11 protein-coding genes are annotated in these 11,654 nt (G+C 61.5%); 7 read left to right on the top strand and 4 right to left on the bottom strand.

Annotation, left to right across the window (positions count from 1 at the left end):
• Window positions 1-3: 3 nt before the first annotated feature.
• The 4 genes from A0U93_RS13500 to treF all read right to left on the bottom strand — a co-directional run bounded on the left by A0U93_RS13500 (window position 4) and on the right by treF (window position 5,990).
• Complete coding sequence (locus A0U93_RS13500) at window positions 4-789, bottom strand: class I SAM-dependent methyltransferase (protein WP_211274016.1); 786 nt, start codon at window positions 787-789, stop codon at window positions 4-6.
• Window positions 779-2,155 carry an FAD-dependent oxidoreductase gene (locus A0U93_RS13495; RefSeq protein ID WP_077807787.1) on the bottom strand — a complete coding sequence of 459 codons (1,377 nt, stop codon included), beginning with the start codon at window positions 2,153-2,155 and terminating at the stop codon, window positions 779-781. The genes A0U93_RS13500 and A0U93_RS13495 overlap by 11 nt, the downstream gene beginning before the upstream one ends.
• The gene (locus A0U93_RS13490) at window positions 2,155-3,315 is read right to left on the bottom strand and encodes a DegT/DnrJ/EryC1/StrS family aminotransferase (RefSeq protein ID WP_077807786.1); all 1,161 of its coding nucleotides are present in this window, start codon (window positions 3,313-3,315) and stop codon (window positions 2,155-2,157) included. The genes A0U93_RS13495 and A0U93_RS13490 overlap by 1 nt, the downstream gene beginning before the upstream one ends.
• 410 nt (window positions 3,316-3,725) lie before the next feature.
• On the bottom strand, window positions 3,726-5,990 hold the full coding sequence (gene treF, locus A0U93_RS13485) for an alpha,alpha-trehalase TreF (RefSeq protein ID WP_245824915.1): 2,265 nt from the start codon (window positions 5,988-5,990) through the stop codon (window positions 3,726-3,728).
• A 160-nt stretch (window positions 5,991-6,150) separates the two neighbouring features.
• Here treF and tldD point away from each other — a divergent pair, with 160 nt between their 5' ends.
• The 7 genes from tldD (at window position 6,151) to A0U93_RS13450 (ending at window position 11,653) form a co-directional block, all read left to right on the top strand.
• Window positions 6,151-7,623 (top strand): metalloprotease TldD, encoded by a 1,473-nt coding sequence (tldD, locus tag A0U93_RS13480; RefSeq protein ID WP_077807785.1) that lies wholly within the window; start codon window positions 6,151-6,153, stop codon window positions 7,621-7,623.
• Window positions 7,623-7,847 carry a hypothetical protein gene (locus A0U93_RS13475; RefSeq protein ID WP_077807784.1) on the top strand — a complete coding sequence of 75 codons (225 nt, stop codon included), beginning with the start codon at window positions 7,623-7,625 and terminating at the stop codon, window positions 7,845-7,847. The genes tldD and A0U93_RS13475 overlap by 1 nt, the downstream gene beginning before the upstream one ends.
• Before the next feature lie 8 nt (window positions 7,848-7,855).
• Window positions 7,856-8,476: a trimeric intracellular cation channel family protein gene (locus A0U93_RS13470; protein WP_245824913.1), complete on the top strand. Its 621-nt coding sequence runs from the start codon at window positions 7,856-7,858 to the stop codon at window positions 8,474-8,476.
• Complete coding sequence (locus tag A0U93_RS13465) at window positions 8,473-9,276, top strand: glutaminyl-peptide cyclotransferase (protein ID WP_077807782.1); 804 nt, start codon at window positions 8,473-8,475, stop codon at window positions 9,274-9,276. Before A0U93_RS13470 ends, A0U93_RS13465 begins: the two co-directional genes overlap by 4 nt.
• A complete protein-coding gene (locus A0U93_RS13460) occupies window positions 9,276-9,746 on the top strand; it encodes a nuclear transport factor 2 family protein (protein WP_077807781.1) in 471 nt (156 codons plus the stop codon). The genes A0U93_RS13465 and A0U93_RS13460 overlap by 1 nt, the downstream gene beginning before the upstream one ends.
• A 208-nt stretch (window positions 9,747-9,954) precedes the next feature.
• Window positions 9,955-10,743 carry an IclR family transcriptional regulator gene (locus tag A0U93_RS13455; protein ID WP_077807780.1) on the top strand — a complete coding sequence of 263 codons (789 nt, stop codon included), beginning with the start codon at window positions 9,955-9,957 and terminating at the stop codon, window positions 10,741-10,743.
• The gene (locus tag A0U93_RS13450; protein ID WP_077807779.1) at window positions 10,730-11,653 is read left to right on the top strand and encodes a 2-dehydro-3-deoxygalactonokinase; all 924 of its coding nucleotides are present in this window, start codon (window positions 10,730-10,732) and stop codon (window positions 11,651-11,653) included. The genes A0U93_RS13455 and A0U93_RS13450 overlap by 14 nt, the downstream gene beginning before the upstream one ends.
• The last annotated feature ends 1 nt before the right edge of the window (window position 11,654 follow it).

The following is an 11,654-nucleotide window of genomic DNA, read 5'->3' as shown; positions in this document are numbered from 1 at the left end:
AATTCAGCCCGGCCGACGGGCGGTCAGCATCAGATGCAGGCCGCTATCGGCCATGAACGGATCTTCCGCCAGCGCCGCATCCCATGCCAGGAAGGCCGCCTCGTTTTCACGCATGGCGATCGAGCAGCCCTCCCGCCCCAGCGCGGCCGCGCTGACCACCAGCCCCGTGCACGCCACGTCCTCGAAGCCAGCCGCCAGAAACTCGCCGCATAATTCCGATCGATCGTAGAGATGAAGCGGCGTGACGACGTGATCCATTGTGTAGGACCCCTGCCGGGTGCGCAGGAATCTCAGCGCGTCCTCGGCCTTGCCTTTCTGGATACACTCCGAGACCAACGCACCGAGCGAATCCACCATGATCGCCACCTGCCCGCCGGGACGAAGCCAATCAAAAAACCGTCGAATGACGCGTGCCTGATTGTCACAATATTGCAACGAACCAATGGCGATGACGAGATCGGCTTCTGAATCGCCGATCCGGGCTGTTTCCATGTCGCTTTCGCATAAGATGAAAGCAGGACCGAACGCCCTGTCGTGCAGACGTTGAATCATCCCGGGCGCGTTTTCGATCCCCGTGACGTTGTGACCCCGCTTCAGGAAGCGAGCGCTCCAGCGACCCGTTCCACACCCCGCATCGACCACACGCGCACGCGGCGGCAAGGCCAGTTGGCTGACAATATGCCAGCCAAGAATGTCGTAGGCCTTGCGGCAGAGGTTCGTCTCGAAGCTCGAGTCGAACGGACAAGCCGCCGCCGAATAGGCCATTTGCTGGGAGATATCAGGCGGCAACGGACCTACTCGCATGATCGAAGCGGCGTATCGTCGTCAGAACGCGCGTGATCGCAAGGCGTCCGACGTCGTTTTGCCACAGCCACAAACCGTTGACCTGCCCCGAGAAACTGCGCTCTCCCCCCATTTCCGGCGGAGGCCGATAGCCCGCCGCCAGACCGATGCCATACAGACCGCCGATTTCCACGCCATCGCTGTCCAGCAGACCGCAAGCGGGATTGACCATCGGCGCATCGGCCACTTCCGACCGCAAGGTAATCGGCAATCCGTCGACGTCACGCAGCGCGACACCGGCGGGACGATAACCCAGGCACGCAATCACCAGATCCGCCTGCTCCAGTGTCTCCCGGACGGCGTGATCCGTTCCGTCCACGATACGCTGACAGACGATCCGTTTCTCCACCGCCGCAACATTGATCCCCAGTATCTGCTTGATTAATTCGCGCGAGTCGAAACGAAAACCACCGAAGCGATGAACGAACCCGCTGACGGGACAGATGTCATCATCGTCGAATGCTTCATAACCGTCGGCCGCTGCCGCCTCTCGGCTATGATAGAAGACCGAGAGCGGGCGCCGATGCAGTAGCGTAATGGCGCCAGGCATCGCCCTGTCGCCCAATGCCTCCAGGGCATATTTCGCGCAGGACATCGCGCTGGTCGAACCGCCAACGATGGCGATACGGGGCGTTTCCTTCCCTGCCAGCCGCGCCATGGCGCGACGGAAACCGTCATGACTGAGGAACTCGTCCGACTGCACCAGCCGCGCGTCGCAAGCCGGCAGCAACGGCCTGCCCCCGACCGGAATATGGCGCAGGCGCTCGCGATCCTGATTGGCCCCGGTCGCCACCAGCGCCGTCAGGCACCGCACATGCTCGCGCCGGTCCCCTGCATGGCTTTCAAGAGTGGCAATCCAGCTACCATCCGGTTGTTTCTGCAATTCACGCACTTCGGTGCGGAGCGCAACCCGTCCCCGAGGCGATGCCGCAATCAGATCGGCAAGCACGCGCCCCACCATCGCCAGAAAGCGCCCGGCTTGCTCCAGAGGAATGCACCCCGCGCCTTTTTCCGCGATATCACGTGCGATCTCCGTCTCGGCAAGGGCAGCCAGCTCGGGTACGGGGCAATCACGCACGCAGGACACGAATGTCTCGGCAGAACTGTCGGAGCGAATAATGTAGTTGCCAATACGACCGGCACCGGCATGGGCTGCCCGATCGACCAGAAAAACGCCCCGTTCCAGCACTTCGCCCAGCGATCCCGCCTTCGCGGCCGCCAGAAGCGGCGCAAGCCCCGCCGGACCGGCTCCGACAATCACCAGACCGTATGTCCCTTTCGACATCGGGCGCAACGTCTCGATCGCGTTCATCAGGCAGCCCTCTGATCGGCGGGGTTGGACAGGACGCACTGATGCAATGCCGTCACGACACGCTCGACGATGGACGTCGTCATATCGGTCCACAAAGGCAACGAAAGAATACGCGCCCCGACGTCATCGGTCACCGTCAGATCATCCGCTTCACATTGCGCCCTGAAATAGGGCTGCTGCATCAGATGAGGAGAGAAATACGCTCCCGTTCCAATGCCTTGCGCGCTCAATGAGGCCCGCACGGCATCGCGCGATACCCATTTCGGCAACAGGAGTGGCATGAACTGATACGCCGTGCGTCGACCGGTGCGCGATTGCAGCTTGAATTCCGATATCAACGACCGGCGATAGGCATCGGCAAGCATCTCGCGCTTGTCGGAAACATCATTGATCGTCTTGAGACATTCGAGGGCCACGACCGCAGTCATCTCGGTCATCTTGGAATTCAGGCCGGGCATCGTCGCGCAGCGTGGCTCACCGAAGCCGAAATTCCCCATTATCCTCAAGGTCGCGATCGTATCGGGATCAGCACAATAAATAACGCCCCCCTCACCGACGCCGAATGTCTTGGTTGCATGCATCGAGTACACGACAGGATGCCTGAACCCCGTACCGAAGCCGCGTCCACGTTCATCGATCGCCCCCAGGGACGCCGCCGCATCAACGACAATGCCGGCACCTGTCTCACGATGAAGTCGTTCGTAGTGGTCCAGATCGATGTTGTTGCCGAATGTCGCGTATGGCACGATCAGATCGATATCACTGCCGTATTTCGCAATCAGGCGGCGCTCGGACTGCGGACAGGCGCCCCAGCTTCCCGCGTCAATATCACAGAAGAGCGGCGTGAACCCTGCCCAGAGAGCAGCATGTGCCGCAGCGGCAAAAGTGAATGCCGGCATCAGGGCATAACGAGGTGAAGGCGACGTGCGCGGACGCTTTCTGGCCGCCTGCTTCATCGCGGTCATCAGGCCGATCGTGGCATTGCAAACAGTCAGACAGCAACCTTGCGAGCCAAACAGTCTTGACTGCAAAGCAGCTTCAAACTGTGTATTCTTCGGGCCATAATTACTATATATGCCGGAAAATTCAACTTCCTGGAATTTATCAACAAGAGAAGATGCTGCCGGGGTTTTCGCCAATACAAACGGGATCTCTTGCATTGATTTAGCCCCTATATATCTTTAATATTGATACTTACCAATTATATAATAAACAACGAATTACCACATCAGAATAGAATAGTATCGTGGCATACAGGAAATCAAAAAATCATTAATTACACGTTTCCACCGTTTTTAAATCGTTAATGACCGTTATTCCCCTCTGACTCTAGTTTGTTGTGGAATTGATTAAATTATAGGGACACATTGCGACTTCGGAATAAACAATGCGCAGTTCAGAAATTGACCGGCCTTAAGTTCCAATTCTGGACTCGGCAGGTCAACTTACCTCTTGACGATCAATATTTCTTTTATACAGACGGACAATAAACTTTCAGGCTGGCATCATGTCTTCGTCGGCCATTCTCATCTTCCAATAAGCCGACGATGCCATATTTCATAGAAATAATTCAGTGATGCTCAACTGATGGCGGTGTTGCAGGGTCGGATACTGTTTTTCCTTTTTGCTCACCATTATTGGCAGGATTACTGACGCTGTAGGCATCGACAGGCGGTAATGCCTGAACAGTCGGTTGATTGGCGAGCGGATTGCGCTTGAGAATACGATCAGCCACGGCCGGATAGCCGTTCATCAAACCGAGCAGCGTGCCGTTGGTCCAGCCAAAACCAATCTGCATGGGATATTCACCCCCACCACCGCCACCTGTTGGGCTGATCGTGGTCGCTTCCACATCGTATTTCTCAAGCAACACGCCCGATTTTTCATAAGTCGCAATCACGCGCGTCATCCAGCGTTGCGCAATATCCTCCGCCAGACGATCATTGCCGTATGTCTTGAATCCCTTGATCGCCATCCACTCAAGCGGTGCCCAGCCATTCGGTGCGTCCCATTGTTGGCCGCTATGCCGATCGGTCGCCATGATGCCACCAGCTTTCAGCAGCGTGCCCTGCACCGTCGCGGCAACACCGTCCGCTTGCGCCTGCGTTGCCATGTGCAGGAACAGCGGCACCACCGTCGCGGCGGAGAGTACTGTCGTCTGACGCTGAGCCTTCCAGTCATAATCGAAGAACGCCTGCCTGTCCGCGCTCCACATCAGACGTCGTACGGCGTCGATACGCGCCGCCGCCAGATGATCGTACTCGCCCGATCGCTTGTTGTCGCCGCTCAGTGCATAGGCATGCGCCAGAGTCTGTTCCAGATGCGCAACAAGGCAATTGACTTCGATCGTGGCAATATCCGTAGTGTGAATGCTGGCCATGTCATGTCCGTCGGAAAGCCAGCGCGAAGAGAAATCCCAGCCGGTCTCACCCCCTGCACGCAGATCGCGATAGACTTCCTCCGGCGGCCGCCTGGCGCTGTTGGCCGTCGCCACGTCTTCGGGATAGCTTTCGTCACGCGGCGTATCGAGATCGTCCCAGTGACGATTGAGCAGCGTTCCATCCGCCAGCCGCACCACATGGCGGTAGGCATGCCCTGGCGCCAGATTGCCCGCACCATCCATCCAGTAATCGTATTCGCGCTGCAATTCCGGCAGGAATGTCGTGTAAACGCCCTGACCATCATGATTGGCCAGCAGATCGACCATCAACGCAAAAAACGGCGGCTCGGATCGACTGAGATAATAGGTCCGCGTGCCGTTCGGAATATGCGCGTAGCGGTCCAGCTGCGACGCCATGTCCTTCACCATGTCACGCATGAGATCGAAACGACCGCTCTCATAGAGGCCGATCATGGTGAAATAACTGTCCCAATAATATAGCTCGGAGAACCGCCCCCCCGGCACCACATAGAGATAGGGCAACGGCAGGCGGGACGAATAGGCGACAGGTTTATCCGGCCCGCGCGTCAGCACACCCCACATGCCATCGATATAATCGAAAATATTTTCGTTTGCGTTATGTTTGTAGGACACCTCCGCCACCGGCGACGGAGTGAAATGCGCGTTCACGAACGCCTTCAGATCGAAATTCGGTTGCTTCTGCGCAGCGCGCCATTCCTGCACCAGCGTCGTCGGCGCAGCATCGGGCGTTGCGTCGGCGGCCGTCTTGAAATCGGGGAAGATATGCGCGCCTCCAATCGCGGCAAACAGACCATCGAGTGCAATCGATGGCGATCGCAGGTCCTGAGGCACATTGCGCAGGCGCATGCCCACGGCGGCCTCGCTTGCAACCGTATATTGCTGGGGCCGCCCCTGCGCCTGCCGCGTGGCATTTGTATCGGCATGATCGTCCGGCGCGCTTTTTCCGACTTGCGGCGCATTATCGTTCGCCGCCCCTTGCCGTGATCCGTCAGGCGAAGAAGCGGGCGCAACGGGCTGACCTGCGGGCGCCGTCGCCTTGCCGTCGCCCTTCGTTTCGGATGCGACGGACGGGGCAGCCGGTTTGCCATCCGCCCCGTCACCGGCGGCGGACGGGGCCGGCACGGCTCGTTGCGACTCCTTCCCATCGTTTTCGGAGTTCGACGCAGGGTCCGGCTTTCCGGGCAGCGTGCCTCCCGCGGCCCCTGCCGGTTTGTCTTTCGCAGCAGGCGACGGTGTCGCCGGGGGAACCGGGGCCAGCGCCGCCACAGGATGACGCTCGGATTGTTCCGTCGGTGTGAACTGTGACGAGGGCGCCGGCTGCACGGTTTGCGCCCGAAGAGGGTCCACGGATGCGATGGCGAGACTGGAGACGCTCAACAGCAGAACGGTCAGCTTCCTTGGTCGCATCGTCATATCGGGCTATCATTCCTCATGTCGTCTTCGCAGTATCCTGCGACAGGATCATCCCGTCGAGCGCATGGGAAGCCATCAGGTTGCGCAAACAGCCCCTCGCAATCGTCCGCCAATATCGCCATGTTGGTGTCAGGACGCAAAAGAAAGACGCCGTATTCCCATGAGCCTGCAAGCCGCCGATCCTCTTTCAAGCCCGATATCCGCCCTTTCGGTCACGGATCGCCTCTTCTTCGAAGGGCCGCACGCGCAACTGGACCGCCACACGGCGGAGCGCCTGATCGGCCAGAGCCTGGATGGCATGGATGATGGGGAACTCTTCCTCGAATATCGGGAAAGCGAATCCCTCAGTCTTGACGACGGCGTCATCCGCGCCGCCAACTTCGACACCTCGTCCGGTTTCGGCCTGCGCGCCGTATTGGGCAGCGAAACAGGATTCGCCCACTCGGACGACCTGAGCGAAAGCGCCGTCAGACGCGCATCGAATGCCGTATCGATGGTGCGTCAGGGCCGATCCGGCACGCTGGCGGCCGTACCCGCCCCCACGAACCGCCGACTGTATGGCGATGCAAACCCCCGCGACGGCAGCGACTTCGCCCAGCGCGCCGCCCTGCTGGGCGAGATCGACGCCTATGCACGCGGCAAGGACACACGCGTCGTGCAGGTCAGCGCCTCACTGTCCTCCGAATGGCAGGCGGTTCGCATCATGCGCGGCGAAGGCAGGGATATCGCCGATCTACGGCCCCTCGTGCGTCTTAACATCTCCGTCGTCGTTGAACGTGACGGACGCCGCGAAAGTGGCGGTCGTGGCCTGGGTGGACGCTATCCGCTCGAACGGCTGACGAGCCCGGATGTCTGGAAAGGCGCCGTGGACGAGGCCCTGCGTCGCGCCCTGGTCAATCTCGAAGCCGCCCCCGCCCCGGCGGGCGAAATGGACGTCGTGCTGGGTGCCGGATGGCCGGGCATCCTGCTGCACGAAGCCGTCGGCCATGGACTGGAGGGCGATTTCAACCGCAAGGGCACGTCCTGTTTCGCCAACATGGTCGGCCAGCGCGTCGCCGCCCCCGGCGTGACGGTGATCGACGACGGCACCCTGCCGGAAGCACGCGGTTCCCTGACGGTGGACGACGAAGGCACACCCACTGGCCGTACCGTCATGATCGAGGACGGCATTCTCCGTGGCTTCATTCAGGATCGACTGAACGCACGCCTCAGCGGTGTCGCCGCCACAGGCAATGGCCGCCGGGAGTCCTACGCCCACGCACCGCTGCCGCGCATGACCAACACGCTGATGCTCGGGGGTGATGCAACCACGGAAGACATGATCCGCTCAACGAAGCGTGGCCTCTACGCCGTCGATTTCGGGGGTGGTCAGGTCGATATCACGTCCGGCAAGTTCGTCTTCGCGATGTCCGAAGCCTATCTGATCGAGGACGGCAAGGTGACGCGCCCCGTCAGGGGCGCGACGCTCATCGGGAATGGTGCGGATGCCATGAACAAGATTTCGATGATCGGCGCGGACGTGGCTCTCGACCCTGGCATTGGCACCTGCGGCAAGGCCGGACAGGGTGTTCCCGTCGGCGTCGGGCAACCGACGCTGAAACTCGCCGGCCTGACCGTCGGGGGAACTGCCTGATGGGCCATAACTACGCCAGGCCCGCGAACGCCGACGCGCGGCTGATCCGTCTTCTTGAGCGCATTCCGGAAGATTGGGGCGTGCAGATCGAGCGCCCTCCCGGCGGTGGCTGGAGCATCGGGCTGGAAAAACCGTCCGAAGGCGTCACCTGGGGCACGCCACAACCCACATTGCAGGCAGCACTCGAGGAAATATGGCGCCTTGTCGGACCGCCGGGTGCATGACGCCTTTCGTGCCACATCATCTTCCCGCCACGGCACTGCGCGATCTGGACATGATCGGCACCGCGGTTTTCGCCGTATCCGGCGCATTGGTCGCCGCCCGGGCTCAGCAGAACGTCGTCACATTCATGTTCTTCGCGGCCCTCACCGGTGTCGGCGGGGGCACCGTGCGCGATCTGCTGATCGGCGCGCCGGTCTTCTGGATGCATGGTTCGCTGACCATCGCAATCTGCCTGCTGATGGCCTGGCTCGTCTGGCTGACACCCGTCCGCTGGTGGTCGGCCCATGCCGTGGACTGGTTCGATGGCGTCGGATTGGCGGCCTATGCGGTCTACGGCGCGGCGAAGGCGCTGGCCTATGACATTCCGGGCCTGCCCGCGGCGATCATGGGCGTGGTGACGGCCTGCGTCGGCGGCATTTTCCGCGACGTGCTGGCGAACATGCCCTCCATCGTGATCCGGCCGGAGATCTATGTGACGGCGGCGGCCCTCTCGGCAGGGTGTTACGTTTTTGCGCAATATATGGGGCTCGACCCAACCTTGACGGCGCTCGGCGCCTTCAGCCTCGGGTTCGGCCTGCGGGCCGTCGCCATTCGGTATCACCTCTCCCTGCCCAGCTATCGCACGCGATGATACCCACCAAAGCGCGACATCCAGTGGCCAGTCTTCTGGCGATCCTGGCGGTAACGACGCATTCACCGGCCCGCGCCGAAGCGCCAGCCCTGCCGGTGCAGACCGCCGAGGTCATCCGCACCTATCCACATGATGCCACCGCCTTTACCGAGGGGCTGCTCTTTCATGACGGCAGCCTTTACGAAAGTACAGGCTACGAAGGGCAGTCGTTCATTCGGCAGGAAGACCTCGCGACCGGCCGAACCATCCGTAGCGTCGCCCTGTCGCCGGATTATTTCGGCGAGGGAATCGTGATCTGGGACAATCAGATCCTGAGCGTGACGTGGCGCAACCAGCGCGGATTCCGCTGGTCCCTGCCCGACCTCAAGCCGATCGGCGCGCTGCGCTACACTGGCGAAGGCTGGGCGATGACTAGCGATGGCCATCACATCGTCCTGTCCGATGGAACGCCGGTGTTGCGTTTTCTCGATCCACGCGATTTCCATGTCGTGCACACCCTCCGCGTTACGGCGAACGGTACGCCGCTGCGGCATCTTAACGAGCTTGAATACGTTCATGGCGAAATCCTCGCCAACATATGGCTGACGGACGAAATCGCCCGTATCGATCCACGGAGCGGCCATGTGCTCGGCTGGATCGACCTGACACCACTGGCGGACCAGATCGGCGCCACCGATCCGGATGCCGTGCCGAACGGCATTGCCTACGACGCCAAAACCGACCGCCTGTTCGTCACCGGCAAGGACTGGCCGCTCCTCTTCGAAATCCGCCCGCCCATACCCCTGCCCCGGAGTCTCTGATGCCGCAGCGTCCGCCCCTGCCGCCCTTCACACACGAAACCGCGACGCAGAAAGTGCGCGCCGCCGAAGATGCGTGGAACACACGCGACCCACAGCGCGTCTCCCTCGCCTATTCGCCGGAGAGTGCATGGCGCAACCGGGACATCTTCCTCAAGGGACGGGACGCTATCGTTGCCTTCCTGACCGACAAATGGTCGAAAGAACACGACTATCGGCTCATCAAGGAATTATGGGCGTTCAACGAGGAGCGCATTGCCGTCCGTTTTGCCTATGAATGGCGCGATACGGCCGGCCAGTGGTTTCGGGCTTATGGCAACGAGAACTGGGCTTTCGACGCCGACGGCCTGATGACGCACCGCCATGCCAGCATCAACGACCTTGCCATCCGCGAAACCGACCGCCTGTTCCATTGGGATCGCGCCGCACCGCGCCCGATCGACCACCCTTCTCTTTCGGCGCTTGGTCTTTAACCCGGACACCTGCCGCGAGACGTCCATAAGCGGCACGTGCTGGCAGGCGGGCGCAGGAAATCCGCCGCCCTCACCCCAAGGGGAATAACAACACCGTGACATTCGGCGATGCACGCCATGCAAGCGACTGTAATATCTAAATACTCACTATATGGGTCACCGACCATATATTGAGACACCTGCGTCCACTGCCTAGAACAGCGTTCGTATGGATAGCGCAGAACATATCGACCCGACGAACGACTGGCCGCAAGGAACCCAGACACTGGGTCGCGGGCTCTCCATCGTGCAGGCCATCGGCGACGGTGCGGAAACACTCTCGGAGCTGGCCGCCATCATCGGATGCACGCGCAGCACGACCCAGCGGCTGACAGCCGCCCTGTTGCAGCAGAATTGGCTTCGGCTGGACCGCGCGGGACATTACGCCCTGGGACCCAAGCTCGCACGCCTCGCCACACAGGCCCAATCCGGCACGCCACTCGCATCGCTGAGCCGCACCGCCCTGCAATCGCTGGGCGAGCGGACACGCGATACGGTTCATCTCGGCATCCGCGCCGATGATGCCGTCATGTATCTCGACAAGATCGAAAGCCGCCGTGGCCTGGAGACCCGGTCACGGGTAGGACAGCGGATGCCGCTTGCGACCACGGGCATCGGCCGCGCGCTTCTCCTCGACGATGACGAGACCGAGTGGGCAAGCATCTATCAGCGCACAATCGGCACCGATGCCCGATTTGCCAAGTGGCAGCAGCGAATGCGCGATTATCGTCGGCGTGGCTGCGTGTTCGATCTGGAAGACAACGAGATCGGCATCCGATGCGTAGCGGCGCCACTGCGTGACGGCGGCAATACGATCGTCGGCGCGATCAGCGTGGCCAGCGCCACACCCTATCTGGGACTGACGCGCATGGAGGCACTGGCGCCACTGGTCATCGCCACGGCCCGCGACATCTCGGGAATGCTCGGCTGGCGGGAGAAAGCGGATGCCACGAAATAATACCACGCTGATTGCGCTTGACTGGGGTACATCCTCGTTACGGGCATGGCTGTTTGATCGCAACGGCGATGTGCTCGACACCCGCGCAACCGACATGGGCATTCTGCATCTTCCCGAAGGCGGTTTCCCGGCCGCCCTGCAAACCGTCACGGAAGGTTGGGTCACAGCCTCCACGCCCATTCTGGCCTGCGGCATGATCGGCAGCCGTAACGGCTGGCGGGAGGTTCCGTATCTGGACTGCCCGGTCAGTGTCGCCGATATCGCCCAGGCCATCGACCGCGCCGCCGATATCGCGATCGTTCCCGGCCTGCGCGTCGGCGGCGCGTTTTCCGATGTCATGCGCGGCGAGGAAGCACAGGTCGTGGGCGCGCTGGCCGTTCGTCCGTCATTGGCCGACGGCGCCGTCATGATCCTGCCCGGCACGCACAGCAAATGGGCGCACGTCTCAAGCGGGCGGATCGTCTCGTTTCGAACCTACATGACGGGCGAACTGTTCGCCGTGCTGACACGTCACAGTATTCTCGGTCGTCTCCCGTCCGACTGCGAAAGCCCGGAAAGCGCCCGGGACGAAGCGTTCGCACGCGGCGTGCTGGCGGCGCGCGAACCGGAGGCGAGCCTGAGCGCCCACCTCTTTTCCACCCGGAGCCTCGTTCTGAACGATCGGCTGGAGCCGGGCGCCGCGCGAGACTACCTTTCCGGCCTGCTGATCGGCGACGAGGTGCGCAGTGGCACAGGCCTGCTCGCCACGCAACGCGACGCCTCGACAGTGCTGATCGGCGAGCCCGCACTGACGGCGCGTTACGCGAAAGCTTTCACATTGCTCGGCCATCACGCGCCCGAGACGCTCGGCAACACGGCCGCCGCCGGCCTGCTGAATCTTGCCCGCGCGGCCGGGCTTCTGGAGACATGAC

It is taken from the genome of Neoasaia chiangmaiensis (assembly GCF_002005465.1).
Taxonomy (GTDB): domain Bacteria; phylum Pseudomonadota; class Alphaproteobacteria; order Acetobacterales; family Acetobacteraceae; genus Neoasaia; species Neoasaia chiangmaiensis.
Note: the sequence above shows the minus strand (reverse complement) of the source record. Positions and strands in the feature narration are given on the sequence as shown.